The organism is Halorubrum amylolyticum, assembly GCF_004114995.1.
Lineage (GTDB): Archaea > Halobacteriota > Halobacteria > Halobacteriales > Haloferacaceae > Halorubrum > Halorubrum amylolyticum.
On the sequence record NZ_SDJP01000039.1, the window covers coordinates 1 to 17486 of the forward strand.

Annotated in this window: 17 protein-coding genes; 8 read left to right on the forward strand and 9 right to left on the reverse strand. The window is 71.1% G+C overall.

Features of this window, described 5'->3' with window-relative positions; all coding sequences use genetic code 11:
* The coding region (locus ESO89_RS16580; protein ID WP_449404950.1) for an NADH-quinone oxidoreductase subunit D-related protein at positions 1 to 190 on the forward strand (190 nt) is incomplete at its 5' end.
* A gap of 284 nt (positions 191 to 474) precedes the next feature.
* Here ESO89_RS16580 and ESO89_RS16585 read toward each other — a convergent pair.
* The 4 genes from ESO89_RS16585 to ESO89_RS16600 all read right to left on the reverse strand — a co-directional run bounded on the left by ESO89_RS16585 (position 475) and on the right by ESO89_RS16600 (position 3907).
* Complete coding sequence (locus ESO89_RS16585; protein WP_128906545.1) at positions 475 to 1335, reverse strand: glycoside hydrolase family 10 protein; 861 nt, start codon at positions 1333 to 1335, stop codon at positions 475 to 477.
* 288 nt (positions 1336 to 1623) lie between these two features.
* Positions 1624 to 2082, reverse strand: coding sequence for an aspartate carbamoyltransferase regulatory subunit (gene pyrI / locus ESO89_RS16590; RefSeq protein ID WP_128906546.1), 459 nt, complete (start codon positions 2080 to 2082; stop codon positions 1624 to 1626).
* Entirely contained in the window at positions 2079 to 3020 is a 942-nt protein-coding gene (gene pyrB, locus ESO89_RS16595; RefSeq protein WP_128906547.1) for an aspartate carbamoyltransferase, read from the reverse strand. The genes pyrI and pyrB overlap by 4 nt, the downstream gene beginning before the upstream one ends.
* 134 nt (positions 3021 to 3154) lie before the next feature.
* Positions 3155 to 3907 carry a DUF2797 domain-containing protein gene (locus ESO89_RS16600; protein ID WP_128906566.1) on the reverse strand — a complete coding sequence of 251 codons (753 nt, stop codon included), beginning with the start codon at positions 3905 to 3907 and terminating at the stop codon, positions 3155 to 3157.
* 126 nt (positions 3908 to 4033) lie between these two features.
* On the opposite strand from ESO89_RS16600, the gene ESO89_RS16605 reads away from it, so the two are divergent.
* A complete protein-coding gene (locus ESO89_RS16605) occupies positions 4034 to 4411 on the forward strand; it encodes a BsuPI-related putative proteinase inhibitor (protein ID WP_128906548.1) in 378 nt (125 codons plus the stop codon).
* Positions 4412 to 4422: 11 nt separating this feature from the next.
* Here ESO89_RS16605 and menD read toward each other — a convergent pair whose 3' ends face one another.
* A complete protein-coding gene (gene menD, locus ESO89_RS16610; RefSeq protein WP_128906549.1) occupies positions 4423 to 6315 on the reverse strand; it encodes a 2-succinyl-5-enolpyruvyl-6-hydroxy-3-cyclohexene-1-carboxylic-acid synthase in 1893 nt (630 codons plus the stop codon).
* A 137-nt stretch (positions 6316 to 6452) separates the two neighbouring features.
* Between menD and ESO89_RS16615 the strand changes: the two genes are divergently transcribed.
* The gene (locus ESO89_RS16615; RefSeq protein WP_128906550.1) at positions 6453 to 7142 is read left to right on the forward strand and encodes a nucleotide exchange factor GrpE; all 690 of its coding nucleotides are present in this window, start codon (positions 6453 to 6455) and stop codon (positions 7140 to 7142) included.
* A gap of 39 nt (positions 7143 to 7181) precedes the next feature.
* Here ESO89_RS16615 and surE read toward each other — a convergent pair whose 3' ends face one another.
* Positions 7182 to 7997, reverse strand: coding sequence for a 5'/3'-nucleotidase SurE (gene surE, locus ESO89_RS16620; RefSeq protein ID WP_128906551.1), 816 nt, complete (start codon positions 7995 to 7997; stop codon positions 7182 to 7184).
* Positions 7998 to 8130: 133 nt separating this feature from the next.
* Here surE and ESO89_RS16625 point away from each other — a divergent pair, with 133 nt between their 5' ends.
* On the forward strand, positions 8131 to 8475 hold the full coding sequence (locus ESO89_RS16625) for a DUF5798 family protein (protein ID WP_128906552.1): 345 nt from the start codon (positions 8131 to 8133) through the stop codon (positions 8473 to 8475).
* Between the two features lie 28 nt (positions 8476 to 8503).
* Here ESO89_RS16625 and ESO89_RS16630 read toward each other — a convergent pair whose 3' ends face one another.
* Together ESO89_RS16630 and purD are read right to left on the reverse strand one after the other, a co-directional pair.
* Positions 8504 to 9094 carry an acyltransferase gene (locus ESO89_RS16630; protein ID WP_206731785.1) on the reverse strand — a complete coding sequence of 197 codons (591 nt, stop codon included), beginning with the start codon at positions 9092 to 9094 and terminating at the stop codon, positions 8504 to 8506.
* A gap of 72 nt (positions 9095 to 9166) precedes the next feature.
* Positions 9167 to 10495 (reverse strand): phosphoribosylamine--glycine ligase, encoded by a 1329-nt coding sequence (purD, locus tag ESO89_RS16635; RefSeq protein WP_128906553.1) that lies wholly within the window; start codon positions 10493 to 10495, stop codon positions 9167 to 9169.
* 130 nt (positions 10496 to 10625) lie between these two features.
* On the opposite strand from purD, the gene ESO89_RS16640 reads away from it, so the two are divergent.
* From ESO89_RS16640 to ESO89_RS16650, 3 genes are all read left to right on the forward strand, one after another.
* The gene (locus ESO89_RS16640; RefSeq protein ID WP_128906554.1) at positions 10626 to 12956 is read left to right on the forward strand and encodes a thioredoxin domain-containing protein; all 2331 of its coding nucleotides are present in this window, start codon (positions 10626 to 10628) and stop codon (positions 12954 to 12956) included.
* Between the two features lie 148 nt (positions 12957 to 13104).
* Positions 13105 to 14415 carry an HAD family hydrolase gene (locus tag ESO89_RS16645; protein ID WP_128906555.1) on the forward strand — a complete coding sequence of 437 codons (1311 nt, stop codon included), beginning with the start codon at positions 13105 to 13107 and terminating at the stop codon, positions 14413 to 14415.
* A 41-nt stretch (positions 14416 to 14456) separates the two neighbouring features.
* Positions 14457 to 15566: a geranylgeranyl reductase family protein gene (locus ESO89_RS16650; protein ID WP_128906556.1), complete on the forward strand. Its 1110-nt coding sequence runs from the start codon at positions 14457 to 14459 to the stop codon at positions 15564 to 15566.
* An 11-nt stretch (positions 15567 to 15577) separates the two neighbouring features.
* On the opposite strand, the gene ESO89_RS16655 is transcribed toward ESO89_RS16650, so the two are convergent.
* Positions 15578 to 16039 (reverse strand): TRAM domain-containing protein, encoded by a 462-nt coding sequence (locus ESO89_RS16655; protein WP_128906557.1) that lies wholly within the window; start codon positions 16037 to 16039, stop codon positions 15578 to 15580.
* Between the two features lie 126 nt (positions 16040 to 16165).
* On the opposite strand from ESO89_RS16655, the gene ESO89_RS16660 reads away from it, so the two are divergent.
* The gene (locus ESO89_RS16660; RefSeq protein ID WP_128906558.1) at positions 16166 to 17404 is read left to right on the forward strand and encodes a mandelate racemase/muconate lactonizing enzyme family protein; all 1239 of its coding nucleotides are present in this window, start codon (positions 16166 to 16168) and stop codon (positions 17402 to 17404) included.
* Positions 17405 to 17486: the final 82 nt, after the last annotated feature.

A 17486-nucleotide genomic window follows, 5' to 3' on the forward strand; every position in this document is an offset into this window, starting at 1 on the left:
GGGCGCGAAGGGCGAACTCGGTATCTACATCCGCGCCGACGGCACGGACAAGCCCGCCCGCTTCAAGATCCGGTCGCCCTGCTTCTCCAACCTCCAAGCGCTCCCCGAGATGTCGAGCGGCGAGTCGATCCCCGACCTGATCGCCTCGCTCGGTAGCCTAGACACGATCATGGGCGAAGTGGACCGCTGAACCGTTCGTTTTCGAATCGTTGCTGAACCGTACGAGCCGGCGGCTAGTGGCTGTAGAACGACCGCCGCTACGGCGCGGACGTTGAAAGGCGACCGCCTCACGCGAACGCGAGACGACCGGTGTGTCGCACGCCGGCGGCCGGTCGAGTGGACATCGGACGCTCCGGTACTTAAACCCTCGTTCGTGCGGCTCCGCCCGCGTCGGTCGGGCCGCTCGCGTTGGGCGGGTCGGTGGACTCGGTCGGCGATGGGGTCGGTCGGCGATGGGATCGGTCGGCGATAGGGTCAGTCGGGCCGGTGAACCTCGCCCTCCCGCGCGTCCGCGTCTTTTCGGCGGAGCGCGGCGGCCGCGTTGTTGGCGTCGTAGCCGAAGAACACGTCCTTCGCGTACCGCTCCGCGACCTCCGCGGCGTGGATCAGGTCGTCGACGTCGACGTCGACCGCGTACAGCTCCAGCGAGAACGGGGTTTCCGGGGGCGCGCCGTGCACGTCGTAGTCGCCGCCGAGCCGCGAGCGGAATCCGCGGGCGATGGTCTCCAGCCAGTAGGTCGTCGCGTACTCGGTGTCGTACAGCGGGACCACGAACTCGTCGACGTGCTCCGCGAGCCGATCGAGGTCGAGGCCGGCCCGCGCCCGCAGGTGGCCGGGGTAGGGGTCGGGGTACAGCGTGAGCAGCACCCGACCGGGGACCAGCTCGGCGGCGTCGGCGACGAACCCGCTGATCACGTCGGCGCGCCAGTCGGTCCAGTCCTCGCGGTCGCTCTCCGCGAAGAGTCGCTCGCAGCGGTCGCAGCGACAGAACCCCTCTCGCGGGAACCCCACGTCGTCGAGGCGCACGTCGTCGTTCTCGGCGGCGCAGTCCTCGATGATCTCCAGCAGTCCCTCGCGGTACTCCGGGTGGGTCGGGCAGATGTACGCCCAGTCGAAGTAGTCGCGGTCGCGGGTCGCCGGCTCGCCGCGCTCGTCGACCGGGACGAGGTCGGGGTTCTCGCTCGCCGCGGCGTTGTCGCCGAAACACGACACCATGTTCACGGCGTTCGGCAGGGGCGCGGCCGCCCGCCCCGTGACGTCTTTCACCTCGTAGAAGCCGAGGTCGAACGGCTCCATCTCGACCTCGTCGGCGTTGCGCGTGACGACCCCGTACATACGCGTCGCTACGAGACTGACGGGTAAAAACGGCGGGCATCCGCCCACGGGAGGTGGTCGGCGAACGATTCGGCGGGGACGGTCGACAGACGGTGTAACGGCAGATTTCGCGTCGGTCCGGTTACTCGACTTCGACCGGCTCCTTGTCGCCGGCGAACAGGAAGTACGCGAGCGCGACCAACGACAGGACCAGGACGAGCTTCAGTTTCTTGCTCATGGATGACACAACGTAGGGCGGGCGCTAAAACCTACCGGAGCCCTCGTCGATTGTCGGCGAGGTTGCCCCCGTCACACGTCGATGTGGTCGGCGATGTCCGCGCGCAGGATCGTCGAGCAGTAGTCGCAGCGGACGCCGTCGGCGACCACGTCGAACCGGGTGTCGACCGGCTCGTCGGCGTTCGTGATGCAGTTGCGGTTCGGACACGAGAGCACGCCGGTCACGCTGTCAGGGCGGGTGACCCGGTTCTTCTCGACGACCTCGAAGTCGCGGACGATGTTGATCGTCGCCTCGGGCGCGATGAGCGAGAGCACGTCGACCTCCGACTGCGAGAGCTCCCGCTCTTCCACCTTCACGATGTCCTTGCGGCCGAGCCGGTCGGAGGGGACGTTCATCCCGACGGAGACGCCGTATCCCTCGGAGCCGTCGATGCCGAGGATCGCGAGCACGTTGAGCGCCTGCCCGCCCTCGACGTGGTCGATCACGGTGCCGTCGCGGATCTTCGAGACACGCAGTTCGTGCTCGCTCATCGGTCCACCTCCGTCCCTTCGGCCGCCTCGGCGTTCTCCAGCAGGGCGTCGAGCAGCGCCATCCGCACCGGGACCCCGTTGTGCGCCTGCTCGAAGTACGTCGCGTGGTCGGTCTCGTCGACATCGGGCGCGATCTCGTCGACGCGCGGGAGCGGGTGCATCACGGTAAGGTCGTCGTCGGCCTCTTCGAGCGTCTCGGCGTCGATCTGATACTCGCCGGCGACGCGGTGGTACTCGTTTTCATCCGGGAACCGCTCCTTCTGGATTCGGGTGACGTACAGCACGTCGAGCTCGTCGAGCACGCCCTCCAGATCGGTGTGCTCGCGCACCTGCGCGCCGGTCTCGTGGAGGTCGAAGCGCACGGAGCGCGGGAGCCGCAGCGACTCCGGACTGATGAAGTGCTGGTTGGCGTCGAACTCCGTGAGCGCCGCCGCCAGCGAGTGGACGGTGCGGCCGTACTTCAGGTCGCCCATGATCCCGACCGTGAGATCGTCGAGCCCGTGGTTCTCGCGGATCGTGTGGAGGTCGAGGAGCGTCTGCGAGGGGTGCTGGCCCGCGCCGTCGCCCGCGTTGACGACGGGGACCGAGACGTTCTCGGCGGCCAGCGTCGCGGCGCCCTCGCTCGGGTGGCGGAGCACGAGCGCGTCCGCGTAGCCCTCGATGACGCGGACGGTGTCCGAGAGCGACTCTCCCTTCGAGACCGACGAGGAGTCGACGTCCCCCATGTCGATCGTGTTGATCCCGAGGCGTTTGGCCGCGCTGTCGAAGCTCATCCGGGTGCGCGTGCTCGGCTCGAAGAAACAGAGCGCGAGCACGCGCCCGGCGTGCCGGTCCGCGTAGGCGGCGGGGTCGTCGGCGACCTCGCGGGCCCGGTCGAGCACCGCCTCGATGTCATCCCGCGAGAGCTGGGTCGCGGTGATGAGGTGGTCCTGACGCATCGTCGGAAAAGGGGACCGGCAGTATCTTGAATCCCTCGGCTCGGTCGCGGATGCGGGTGTTCACGTCCGTGGGTACGGCCGCGATCGGCGGCTTCGAGATTCGCAGAACGCGGGGCGCGTCCACACGAGTCACGTCACCCGCCGAACGCGTCCAGACTCGACTGCAGCTCGCGGTCCGGCACTTCCTCGGTGAGCTCGTACCCCACCAGGTCTCGGGCGTCGACCGCGTACGTCGACCCGCCGCGGTCGAGCACGAGCACGCGCCCCTTCCAGCCCCGGACCGTCCCCGCCGCCATCGTCTCCGCGACGGGGCGATCGTCGAGGTCGAGCCCGTAGTCGAACGCGAACCGCTCGATCGGGTCGAACCCCTCCAGAAGCGACCCCCACCCCGCCGCGTCCACCTCGCGGCCGAACCCCGCGAGCTTGGTCGGGACGCGCACCCGGTCGACGAGGTCGTCGCGCTCGGCCAGTTCGGCCTCGACCTCGCGCGCGATCCGCCCGTCCGGGTACGTCCGGACGTGGGCCGCGCGGTCGGCGCCCTGCTCGCGGAGCCGGGTTTCCAGCCGCCACAGGCGCGTGACGCCCACCTTCAACACGTCGGGCGCGAACGCCGCGAGGTACACGGCGTGCGCCTCGCGGCAGTCCATCTCGTCTTTCAAGCAGTCCCCCGTACAGCGGGCGCAGACCCAGACGTGCCGGTGCGCGTCGCAGTAGGGCGCGTCCTCGGCGTCGCAGGCGACGTGCTCGCCGTCGTGGACGGCCCCCGCACAGCGGCGGTCGCCGAGCCCGAACGCGAGCTCCGTGCCGGGGGTCGCCTCGACGAACTCGACCGCGCCGCCGCTGGCGACGGTGAACCCCTCGCCCGACTCGTAGCCGACGACCTGCACGCGCTTCGGTAGGGGGAGCCGGGACTTAGGCGCGTCGTCGTCGGAACTGGCGGGACCGGGCACCCTCGCCGTTTCTGCTCATTCCCGCCACGTATGTTTAAGCCGTCTCCCGTGTCATACGACCGCATGCTCGATGCCGCGCTCGCGACGGTCGACGACAGCGACGGCGGCGGGATCGACCTCGCCTTGACGGTTCGAAACGCCGGAGACTCACCCGAGACCCTGCGGTTCAGGACCGGCCAGCGCGCCGACTTCGCGGCCTATCGTGTCGACGACGGGGTGACCGGTGAGGACCGAGGAGACGCCGACGCCGACCCCGTCTGGCGGTACGGCACCGGACGGATGTTCACGCAGGTGCTCGACAGCGAGACGCTGGAACCGGGCGAGGCGACCACCTACGAGGTGACGTGGGGAGATCCGCCGCCGGGACGGTACCGGATCGTCGGCGAGGTGACCGCGGAGGAGTGCGACCTGACCGCGACCGCGACGGTCGAGGCCGATTGAGCTGCGTCCGGTTATCCGGATTCGTCGCCGTGAACCGCGCGCTCGACCGCCGCTTCGAGGCGCTCGCGGGCACGGTGGCTCGGTTCGGCGTCGATCCGCACCTCGATCAGGTGCGAGCCGTCCGCGTCGCCGGCCTTCGCGTACGCGTCGGCGAGGTCGTCGGCGACTCCCGCAGCGGACTCTGCGGCAGAGTCCGCGGCGTCCGGTCGCGCGTCGATCCGCGTGTACGCCAGCCCGTGGAGGTCGGCCAGCGGCTCGAACTCGATGCCGTGCGGCGTCTTGAAGGACTCCGTGAACTCCGGCTCGAAGGACTCGATCGGGAGCTCGTGGAAGATCCCGCCGCCGTCGTTGTTGATCAGCACGACCGTCGCGTCGACGCCGCAGCGGTCGAGCGCGAGCAGGCCGTTGCTGTCGTGGTACAGCGCCAGATCGCCGACGACGAGCGTGAGGTCGTCCGTCGTCGCGGAGCCGGCGCCGAGCGCGCTGGAGACGACCCCGTCGATGCCGGAGACGCCGCGGTTGCCGAGGGCGGTGACGCTCGTCGTCGTCGGACCGACGAAGCGGTCGAGGTCGCGGACCGGCATGGAGTTGGAGACGAACAGCGTCGCGGGGTCGGGGAGCGCGTCGGCCACCGCGCGGAGCGCGTCGCCCTCGTGGAAGGGGAGGGGATCGTCGGCCGGGATTTCCCCGTCCCCCGCTCGATCGTGAGTCTCGCGCGCGACGCGGTCGGCGTCTTCCCACTGCGCGCGCCAGTCGGAATCGCCGCCGCCCCCGGCGACGAGCCGGGAGAGGCGGGCGCAGAGGCGGCTCGGCTCGGCGACGACGAGGTCGGTCGCCGCGAACTCGGCCTCGCGCCAGCGCCCGGCGGGGTCGACCTGATACTGGTCGGCGCCGGTGGCTGCGAGGTACTTGCGGAGGCGCTTGGAGGTGGGCGAGGCGCCGAGTCGGATGACGACTTCGGGGTCGTCCCAGTCGGCCGCCGCGTCCTCTGCGTCCGCGTCCTCTGCGTCCGCGCCGTCGTCTCCCTCCCCGGCGACCGCCGCCGAGAGGTACGCGTCGTAGGCGCCGATCACGGGCGCGACGCGGGTGTGCCCGCCGAACCGGACGCCGGAGAGCGGGTCCGCGAGGACCGGGAACCCCGTCGCGTGCGACAGCGCCGTGACGGCCTCGGCGTCGAGCCCCGGCGGGTCCGCGGGGCCGGCGACGATCAGCCCGCGGTCGGTCGTCGCGAGGGCGTTGGCGAGCCGCTGAAGCTCGTCGTTGCCCGGCTCGGGCGATCCGGGCGTCACGTCGACGTAGGGGCCGTCGCGGCCGCGCTCGGCGACCGGATCGAGGTCGGCCGGCACGTCGTCCGGGACCCGAGTCGGCTCCAGCGGCTTCTTGAACGGGACGTTGAGGTGAACCGGGCCGGGGTCGGCGCCCTCGGCGGCTCCGACGGCGCGGGCGACGGTGGTCCGGAGCGACCGGAGCGCGCGATCGTTCGTCGCGGGCTCCGGGAGATCCTTGTAGAACCGGACGGCGTCGCCGTACAGCTTCTCCTGGTCGGCGGTCTGGTTCGCGCCCGAGTCGCGCAGCTCCGGCGGGCGGTCGGCCGTGAGCGCGAGCAGGGGGACGCGGGCTTCGCTCGCCTCCATCACGGCGGGGTGGTAGTTGGCGGCGGCGGTGCCGGAGGTGCAGATCAGCGGCGTCACCTCTCCGGTCCGGCGCGCGCGCCCCAGCGCGAAGTAGGCGGCCGAGCGCTCGTCTAACTGGGAGAAGACGTGGAGGTCGTCGTTGCGCACGGCGGCCATCGTCAGCGGCGTCGAGCGGCTCCCGGGCGAGGCCACGACGGCGTCGACGCCGGCGGCGACCAGCTCGTCGACGAGGGCGCGCGCCCACAGCGTGTTCCGGTTCGGCGCGGTCATTACGAGCGCTTGGGGGTCCCGATTTAAATACTTCCGCGGGTCGGCCGCGACATCGCCGACCCCGCTTCCGGTCGAGGTCGGGGGCCCGTCCGTCACGTTCTGCAACGCTTATGCACGCCGACCGACTTCGATCGGACATGAGCGACGACGACGCCGTCGACGTCGAGGTCGAGTCCCCCGACGACGCCGCAGACGCCGCGGCGAAAGCGAACGGCACCGCGGACGCGACCGCAGAGGGAACGAGCGGCGAGTCCGCCGGAGCGCGCGGCGACGCCCGCGACGACGACGGGAACGGCGAGGCGCTGGCCGCCGCCGTCGCCGAACACGACGAGACGCTGGCTCGGGAGGTCGCGGCGCTGGAAGCGGAGCTCGACGAGACGCGCGACGAGCTCCTCGAAGCCGAGGAGGAGGTCAAGGAGCTGACGAGCAAGCTCGCCCGGGTCAAGGCCGACTTCAGCAACTACAAACAGCGCGCCAAGCGGAAGCAGGAGGAGATCCGCGAGCGCGCCTCGGAGGCGCTGGTCGAGCGCATCACGCCGGTCCGAAACGACCTCCTGCGCGCGCTCGACCAAGAGGCGGGAAGCGACCTCCGCCCCGGCGTCGAGTCGACGCTGGAGAAGTTCGACGAGGTGCTCGCCGACGAGGGCGTCGAGCCCATCGATCCCGACCCCGGCGAGGCGGTCGATCCGGCACGCCATCAGGTGATGTTGCGGGTCGAAAGCGACCAGCCCTCGGGGACCGTTCACGAGGTGTACGAGCCCGGCTACGAGATGGGCGACCGCGTGGTCAGCGAGGCGAAGGTCACCGTCAGCGCCGACGAGGAGTAGCCGCGGCGGGGTCGGCCGTCGAAGCGGAGCGAATCAGGGTCACCGAACGTTCTCGGTCGCACGCCCGTAGCCAGCCGCCAACTCGTCGAGCCCCGCGTCCGGCTCGGCCGCGTGCGGCACCGACAGCGGCGAGACGGAGACCTCGCCGTCGAGGACCGTCCGTCGGTCGGTGCCGACCGGATCTGGCACGTCGCCCTCGTTCATCCGCCCCCAGATCGGGTCCGAGAACGTCACGCGGCCGTTTCCGTCGTGCGCCGCCTCCATCCCGTACCACGGCGAGGGGGCGGTGACGCGCATCGGCGCCGGGGAGTCAGGCTCACCGGCCGCGTCCGCGATCGGGGCGTTGACGTTGAGGTAGTCGGCGCGGTCGAACGCCCCCGACGCGGTCGCCTCCGCGACGAGGTACCGGGTCGCGCGGGTCGCGTTCGCGAACTCCGCCGGCTCCAGCTCTCGTTGCCACCAGTTCTCCCCGCCCGGGACGTACATGGAGGTCGCCACCGCGGGCACGTCGAAGAAGGCGGCCTCGACCGCGGCGGAGACGGTCCCAGACCGCCCGAGCGTGTACGCGCCGAGGTTCGCCCCCTCGTTACAGCCCGCGACCACGACATCGGCGTCCGGAACCAGCGCGTCGAGGCCCGCGACGACGCAGTCGACCGGGGTGCCGTCGACGGCGTAACCGAGCTCGTGGTCCGTGATCTCGACGCCGTCCGAGAGGACGCGCCCGGACGACGAGCGGTCGGCGGTCGGCGCGACCGCCACCACGTCGTAGTCGGCGGCAAGCGCGTCGTAGAGCGCTCTGAGACCGGCTGCGTCGATCCCGTCGTCGTTGGTCAACAGGACGCGTTCGACGCTCATACAGCTACTTCGGGCGGTTCGGCCAAAAGTCCACCGTCGCGGGCGGGGACGGAAGGGACGGAGATCGCCGATAGACAGCCGACCCGCCGCGCCGAACGGAAAGGCCCACGTATCCCGAACCCGATCGACCGGTATGGGATTCGGCGACACGGCGAAGAAGATCCAGACGCTCGCCGACAAGGCGGAGCGCACGTACCAGAAGATCAACGAGCTCCGCGAGGAGGTCGAGGAGACGCAGACGACCGTGCTCGACACCTCCGAGCGCGTTCAGCGGCTCGAAAACGAGATGGCCGAACAGCGGGCCGTCCTCGACGCGGTCGCCGGGGAGGTCGGCGTCGACTTAGAGAGCGTGAGCACCGAGGCGCACATCACCGACGCCGAGGATATCTCCGCGGCGGCGGGAGAAGCGGATGAGGACGCCGAAAACGGCGACGCCGAAAGCGACGCTGGCGAGTCCGCGGACGACGGCGAGACGTAGCCGGGACGCGCCGATCTGTTTTGTCCGATCAGTCACCGTCCGACTCCGTCTCACCGCCCGTTTCACCCTCCGCACTCGCTCGCGAGACGACCTCGGCCGGCACGCCGGCGACCGTCGTCCCGGGCGGCACGTCGTCGGCGACGAGCGAGTTGGCGGCGACGCGGGCGCCCTCGCCGATCGTGACGCCCGGGAGGACGACCGCGCCCGCGCCGATCATCGCGCCCGCCTCGACGACCACGTCGCCGAGGCGGTACTCGTCTTGGAGGAACTCGTGGCAGAGCAGCGTGGCGTCGTAGCCGACGATGGCGTCGTCCTCGACCGTGATCCGCTCGGGCCAGAACACGTCGGGGGTCGACTCCAACCCCCACGAGACGCCGGCGCCGACGGCCACGCCGATCCGGCGCAACAGCCAGTTCTTCAGCCGGAGGCTCGGACAGATCCGCGCGAGCACGATCACGACGTAGTTGCGGACGACCGCGAGCGGCGACTTCGCGCCGGGCCACGACCACAGCGAGTTCCGCGCGCCGCCGGTCGGGTGTCGCTCCAGTCGATCGGTGCGGGAGCCGGGGGTCCCCGTGATGTCCGTGGCGGCAGTCTCCGCGGAATCCGTCCCGCCGATCGCGCGCTCGTCCTCGTGAGTCACGGAGGTCCGTTCGGACGGCTCCGGTAAAAGGATCGCTGACGGGGAACGCTACTCGCGGAGCTCGGCCATGTGCTCGATCCGGCGCTCGACGAGGTCGGCCGTGCCGATGTCGTGGCGGATGCGGACGCGATCGCCGGCGGCGGCGAGCGCGTCTTCGGCCTCGGCCTCCGCGGCGGCGATGGAGTCGCCGCGGCCGACGACCGCGAACGACCGGGAGGTGGTGGTGTAGAGCCCGTCGTCGCGCTCGTCGACGCTGGCGTAGTAGAGCAGCGCGTCGCCGACGCTCTCCTCGTCGACGGCGACCCTCGCGCCCGCGTCGGGGTCGGTCGGGTACCCGTCCGGAACCGCGTACTTACAGACGGTCGCCTCGCCGGAGAAGGCGAGTTCGGGGAGTTCGTCGCCGGACGAAGTCCGGCTGCCAGCGGCACTTCGCGCCGCGCTGTCACCGTCGCGCGCGGCCGTGAGCACGTCGAGGAACGGCGTCTCCAAGACCGGGAGCGTGTTCATCGCCTCCGGGTCGCCGAAGCGCGCGTTGAACTCGACCACTTTCGGGCCCGCGTCCGTCAGCATGAACTGGCCGTAGAGCACGCCCTTGTAGTCGGGGAGCGCGTCGACGACCGCCGCCAGCACGTCGACGGCGGCGTCGTAGTCGCCCTCGGCCATGAACGGCAGCGAGAGGCCGGTGGCGGTGTACGAGCCCATGCCGCCGGTGTTCGGCCCCTCGTCGCCCTCGTAGGCGCGCTTGTGGTCTTGGACCGCGGGCGTCGTGCGAAGCTCGCCGTTCGCGACGAACGCCTGCACCGTAAACTCCTCGCCGACGAGCCGCTCCTCCAGCACCACGCGGTCGTAGTCGGAGTCGCGGAGGTACGCCTTCGCCTCCTCGGCGGTCACCTGATCGCCGATCACCTTCACGCCCTTGCCGCCGGTGAGCCCGACCGGCTTCACCGCGAGATCGCCGTCGTAGGTGTCGATGTAGTCGCAGGCGGCCTCGATGTCGTCGAACACGGCGTAGTCCGGACAGCCGGGGATGTCGGCCTCGTCCATGAACTCGCGCTGGTACGCCTTGTCCGTCTCCAAGCGCGCCTCCTCGGCCTGCGGGCCGAAGGCGTACACGCCGACCTCGTCGAGCGCATCGGCGACGCCCGCCGCGAGCGCGGACTCCGGCCCGATCACCGCGAGGTCCGCGCCGACTGCGGTCGCGTAGTCGGTGACGGCTTCGGCGTCGGTCTCGTCGATCGTCTCGAACCCGTCGGCGAGCCGTCGAATCCCCGGGTTCCGGTTGCTCGCGCAGGCGTACAGCGCGCAGTCGTCGGCGACAGCGCGGGCGATCGCGTGCTCTCGCCCGCCGCCCCCCACCAGGAGTACGGTCTCCGTCATGTGCGACCGATCACTACACGGTAGTGTAAGCTTTACTCTCTATCTGCGAGGAGATATCCACGTTTGTGTTGTTCCGATCTCGGTGACGCTCTTGTGACGGGTTTTTGCGGCGTCGGGCCGAATCGGACGTATGTCACAGCCCACCGAGCGGAACCGCCTCGACGGGGAGGCGAGCCCGTATCTCCAGCAGCACGCCGACAACCCCGTCAACTGGCAGCCGTGGGGCGAGGAGGCGTTCGAGCGCGCCCGCGAGCACGACGTGCCGGTGTTCGTCTCGATCGGCTACTCCTCGTGTCACTGGTGTCATGTGATGGCCGAGGAGAGCTTCGAGGACGAGTCGGTCGCCGCGGTGCTCAACGAGGAGTTCGTTCCCGTCAAGGTCGACCGCGAGGAGCGTCCCGACGTCGACAGCACCTTCATGACCGTCTCGCAGCTCGTCACCGGCGGGGGCGGGTGGCCGCTCTCCGCGTGGTGTACGCCGGAGGGCGAGCCGTTCTACGTGGGGACCTACTTCCCGCCGGAGCCGCGCCGGAACCAGCCGGGGTTCCGCGATCTCTGCGAGCGCATCGCCGACTCGTGGGCCGACCCGGAGCAGCGCGAGGAGATGAAGCGCCGCGCCGACCAGTGGGCGACGAGCGCCCGCGACGAGCTGGAGTCGGTGCCGGGTTCGGGGACGGGCGCCGCGGGCGCCACGGACGACGCGAGCGACGCGGGCGACGCGGACGCCGCCGAGGCGCCCGGCTCCGACCTCCTTAACGAGGCCGCGGCCGCGGCGATCCGCGGGTACGACGACGAGTACGGCGGGTTCGGGAGCGGCGGCGCGAAGTTCCCGATGCCCGGCCGGATCGACGTGCTCATGCGGGCGTACGCGAGGACCGGTCGCGACGCCGCGCTCACGGCCGCGACGGGCACCCTCGACGGGATGGCCCGCGGCGGGATGTACGACCAGATCGGCGGGGGGTTCCACCGGTACGCGACCGACCGCCGGTGGACGGTGCCGCACTTCGAGAAGATGCTGTACGACAACGCGGAGCTGCCGATGGCGTTCCTCGACGCCTCCCGACTGACGGGCGACGCATCGTACGCCCGGGTCGCGAGCGAGACCCTCGGGTTCCTCGACCGCGAGCTCCGGCACGACGACGGGGGGTTCTTCAGCACCCTCGACGCCCGGAGTCGACCGCCCGAGAGCCGGCGAGGGGACGCGGGCTCCGACGGAGGCGACGGCGCCGACGCCGCCGACGCCGCCGACGTGGAGGGCGCCTTCTACGTCTGGACGCCCGGCGAGGTCGACGCAGTCCTCGACGAGCCCGCGGCGTCGCTCGCGAAGGACCGGTACGGGATCGAGTCCGGGGGGAACTTCGAGCGCGGCACCACCGTCCCGACGATCGCGGCGTCGGTCGCGGAACTCGCCGACGCGCACGACATGTCGGCCGAGGCCGTCAGAGAGGCCCTGACGGCGGCCCGCGTCGCGCTGTTCGAAGCTCGCGAGTCGCGGCCGCGGCCCGCGCGCGACGAGAAGGTGCTGGCGTCGTGGAACGGCCGGGCGATCTCCGCGTTCGCGGCCGCCGGGCAGGTCCTCGGCGAGCCGTACGCCGACATCGCGAGCGACGCGCTGTCGTTCTGCCGCGAGCGACTGTACGACGGGGAGACCGGAACCCTCGCGCGGCGCTGGCTCGACGGCGACGTGCGCGGGCCGGGCTACCTCGACGACCACGCGTTCCTCGCGCGCGGCGCGCTCGACGCCTACTCGGCCACCGGCGACCCGGAGGCGCTCGGGTTCGCGCTCGATCTGGCGGAGACGATCGTCGCGGACTTCTACGACGACGAGGACGGCACGATCTACTTCACGCGGGACCCGGACGGAAACGCCGACGGAGACGGCGACGAGGGGGCCTCGGCCGGCGACAGCGAGGCGCAACGCGCCTCTGGCAGCCGGACGCAGTCCGGCGACGACACCCTCTTCGCCCGGCCGCAGGAGTTCACGGATCGGTCGACCCCGTCGAGCCTCGGCGTGGCGGCGGAGACGCTTGCGTTCCTCGACGGGTTCCGGACCGACCGCGAGTTCGCCGAGGTCGCGGAGCGGGTCGTGACGGCCCACGCGGACCGCATCCGCGCGAGCCCGCTGGAGCACGTCTCGCTGGTGCGCGCGGCCGACCGCGTCGCGTCCGGCGGGATCGAGGTGACCGTCGCCGCCGACGCGGTGCCGGACGCGTGGCGCGAGACGCTGGGAGAGCGCTACCTGCCGGGCGCGCTCGTCGCCCCGCGCCCGCCGACGGAGGACGGCCTCGCGGCGTGGCTCGACCGGCTCGACATGGACGAAGCACCGCCGATCTGGGCCGACCGCGACGCGGTCGACGGCGAGCCGACCGCCTACGTCTGCGAGGCCCGGACGTGCTCGCCGCCGGAGACCGACCTCGACGCGGCCTTGGAGTGGCTGGCGGCGCGGGAGCGGTCGGAGTAGCGGCGCGGGTCGGAGCGGCGGCGCGGGTCGGAGCGGCGGCGCGGGTCGGAGCGGCGGCGCGGGTCGGAGCGGCGGCGCCGGGTGCCACCCGCCGACCCCCGCGAAGCGAGACGGCACGGTTTTCGGACCCCGGTTCGGAGGGGCAACCATGGAGCGGCACGACCTCCTCTACCGCCTGTACGACGAGTTCGACGCGGAGACGCTCCGGGAGCACCAGTCGTTCGTAGATCTGTTCCCGCCGGTCGACTCGCGGGTGGCGTTGGAACACTGGGAAGACGCCGGCGAGGAGCTCGACCGGCTGAAACGCGAGATCCGCGAGGCCCTGCCCGCGGGCGCCACCTTCGCGGAGGTCGCGGCCTACGCCGACCGCGAGGCGGCGTTCACCGCGCTCGACCTCCACGCGCGCTACGACCGCGCCGTCAACGCCTTGGTGTTGGACGTCGACGAGACGCTCCGGTCCGCGGGTGGCACGGACAACGAGATCCCCCGCGAGACGCTCCACATGCTGACGGAGCTGCACGACGCCGGCGTGCCGATCGTCATCTGCACCGGCCAGACGCTGGAGAACGTGAAGGGGTTCATGATCCAGGGGCTCGGCAACGAGCTCGTTCACTCCGGGCGCTTCTCGATCGTCTACGAGGCCGGCAACGGCGTGTTCACGCCGGGGCACGGCTCGCACACGAAGCGCCTGCTGTACGAGGACCTCGACGAGGCGGTCCGAGGCGTGTTCGACGCGGTGCGGTCGCGCGTGCTCCCGGACGCGCCCGAGAACGTCCGCCGCGGCTGTCACCTTCAGGGCAACGAGTTCAACGTCACGCTGAAGCCGAATTTCGAGACCGGCGGCGCCGACGCCGAGGCCGTGATCGACGACGGGCTGGTCCACCTGATCGACCTGCTCGGCGAGGTTGTCGTCGATCGGGTGGCTGACGATCTCGACTTAACCGACCTCGACGCGGCCGATCCCGACGCAGACGATATCGATCCGGCAGCCCGCGGCGCCGCGTGGGCGCGCGCCCACTACGCGGCGGCCGACCCCGAGATCCGGGAGGTGATCGAAGCGGTTGCGGTCGACGGCGACGACGACACGTCGGCCGAAGCCGAGGCGATACCGGAGCCCGTCGCCGCGCTCTTCGACCGGATAGACGTCGGCTACTACCGCGCCGACGCCGCGGAGATCAGCTCGCTGGAGCTGGACAAGGTCGCGGGCGTCGAGGCGGCGCTCGACGTGCTCGACGTGCGGGACCCGTTCCTGCTCGTGATGGGCGACAGCAAGTCGGACCTCCGCGTGATGGGGTGGGCCGCCGAGCACGACGCGGGAATCGCCGCGGCCCCGGAGCACGCCTCCGCGGACGTGCTCTCGCACGTCCTCGACCGCGACGAGCTGGTGTTCGCGCGGGGCCAGTCCGCGACGATGCTCCGGACGGTCTACGTGCTCAACCTGCTGGCTCGGCTGGAGTAAGCCGCGTCGTAATTATATATCCGCGTCACCACGCTCTCACCATGCACGATTTCGTCGTCGTTGGCGCGGGGCCGCCGGGGTCGCGGTTCGCACGCCGCGCCGCCGCGGCCGGCCGCGACGTCGTCGTCTTCGAGAAGGGCTCGGTCGGCGAGCCGCTGGCCTGCTCGGGACACGTCTCCGACGACGTGTGGGAGTACGTCCCGGACGACGCCCGCGACGAACTCCTCCAGAACCGGGTGTACGGCGCGCGCTTCCGCGTCGGCGGCCCGGACTCGCGGGCGTACCCCTTCTACAAGCCGGAGCCCGTCTCGAACGTGATCGACCGCGTCGGCCTCGACCGCACCCTCGCCGACTGCGCGCGCGAGGCCGGCGCCGACGTGCGAGAAAACCACACCGTCGTCGGCGTCGAGGAGCGTTCCGACCGGGTCGTCGTCGAGGTCCGGACCCCCGCCGGCGACGTGGAGGCGGTCGAGGCGCGGATGGTCGCCGGCTGCGACGGGCCGACCTCGCGCGTCCGCCGGTCGCTCGACCTCCCCGAGCCGGACGAGCTGCTCCACGGCGTGCTCGCGTTCGACGAGGCCCCCGACGACGGCGACCTCGTCGACGTCCACCTCACCGCGCCGACGTTCTTCGCGTGGCGCATCCCCCGCGGCGACGCGGGCGTGGAGTACGGGCTCGCGGCGCCGCCGAGCGACGACGTGTCCGCGATGTTCGACCGGCTCACCGACGCCTACGACGTGACGACGGACCGCTTCTGCTCGGGGGCGATCCCGATCGGGCCGCCGGACCGCGTGACGACCGACCGCGCGTTCCTCGTCGGTGACGCCGCTGCCCAGACGAAGCCGTTCACCGGCGGCGGGATTCTCTACGGGATGACCGCGGCCGACGCGGCGGCCGAGGCGATCGACCCGCGGGACCCGGCGACGCTCGCCGACTACGAGTCGGAGTGGCGCGACGCGATCGGCACCGAGATCCGGCTCGGCTCGGCGATCCGCCGGTGTTACTCACTCCCCGAGCCGGTCCAGCGGGCCGGCCTGTGGGCGCTGTCGGGCGAGATCGGGGTCCACATGGACCGGCCGAGCTCCTTCTTCTCGCCGACGCACCTCAGGAAGCTGTTCTCGCGGAGCGACCCCGGGGACGCACCGCGGTAGCCGCCGACTCGTTACTGCTCAACGACTTCAGCAAACGAGACGTTCTCGCGGACGCTCGTGATCTCGACGGTCGGCTCGTCGCCCGGCTCGGAGTCCGGGACGATGACGACGTAGCCGCGCTCGATCTTCGCGATCCCGTCGCCCTTGTCGCCGAGCGTCTCTATCGTCACCTCTCGCACGTCGCCCTCGGAGACCGGCGGGCCGGAGGCCCCGGCGTCGTCCGTCGGCCGCGCCGTCGTCGACGCGGGGCTGTCTCTCGCGCCGTTGCTGGCGACTGCTCGGTCCGCGGCGCCGTCGGTCGCGGCGCTTGCGCCGTTCCCCTCGCGTTTGATCAGGGCCACGCGGTACGACTCGCCCGCCTCGACCGTGCCGTGTTCGACCTCGGTGGCGGGAATCGTGACGACGTGTTCGTCGCCGCGCTCCTCGACAGTTCCGGTAAAGAGACACTTCAGCGAATCCGTGAGTTCGACCATGCCGACAGTTGCGGACACGCCAATGAAAAACTCCCTATTCGCGCGGGACGGAAGCCGCGCCCCGTCGGAGCGACGGTCACCCGGAGGAACATAAACGTTTACCCTGTTCCGAATGAACCGAGGCCTATGAGCCGAAACTACGAGTCGCTTCACGACCCGAACGCGGAGTACACGATGCGAGAGCTCTCCGCAGAGACGATGGGGACAACGGGCTCACGAGGCGGCGGGCGCGACGTCGAGATCACCGACGTGCAGACGACGATGGTCAACGGGAACTTCCCGTGGACGCTGGTCCGCGTGTACACCGACGCGGGCGTCGTCGGCACCGGCGAGGCGTACTGGGGCGCCGGCGTCCCGGAGCTCATCGAGCGCATGAAGCCGTTCGTGATCGGCGAGAACCCGCTCGACATCGACCGCCTCTACGAGCACCTCATCCAGAAGATGTCAGGCGAGGGCTCAGTCGAGGGCGTCACCGTCACCGCGATCTCCGGGATCGAGGTGGCGCTCCACGACCTCGCCGGGAAGATCCTCGACGTGCCCGCCTACCAGCTGCTCGGCGGCAAGTATCGCGACCGGATGCGCGTCTACTGCGACTGCCACACCGAGGAGGAGGCCGACCCCGAGGCGTGCGCCGACGAGGCCGAGCGCGTCGTCGACGAGCTGGGCTACGACGCGCTGAAGTTCGACCTCGACGTGCCGAGCGGCTTCGAGAAGGACCGCGCCAACCGCCACCTGCGCCCCGGCGAGATCCGCCACAAGGCGGAGATCGTCGAGAAGGTCACCGAGCGCGTGAAGGACAAGGCCGACGTCTCCTTCGACTGTCACTGGACGTTCTCGGGCGGCTCCGCGAAGCGCCTCGCGGACGCCATCGAGGAGTACGACGTGTGGTGGCTCGAAGACCCCGTCCCGCCGGAGAACCTCGAAGTGCAGGAGGAAGTGACGAAGAACACGACCACGCCGATCACGGTCGGCGAGAACCGCTACCGCGTCACGGAGCTCCGGCGCCTCATCGAGAACCAGGCGGTCGACATCGTTGCGCCCGACCTGCCGAAGGTCGGCGGGATGCGCGAGACCCGCAAGATCGCGGACGTGGCGAACCAGTACTACGTCCCGGTCGCGATGCACAACGTCGCCTCCCCGATCGCGACGATGGCGGCGGCCCACGTCGGCACCTCCGTCCCGAACTCGCTCGCGATCGAGTACCACTCCTACGAGCTCGGCTGGTGGGAGGACCTCGTCGAAGAGGACGTGATCGAGGACGGCTACATCGAGGTGCCGGAGGAGCCGGGCCTCGGCCTCACGCTCGATCTCGACACCGTCGAGGAGCACATGGTCGACGGGGAGACGCTGTTCGATCCGGCGTAAGCCGGAGCGAGCCCGACCGCGTCGGACAAGGAACCGTACGCTGGCCGGACGAGCGCGGGCCGGACGGTTCCGGCGGAGACGG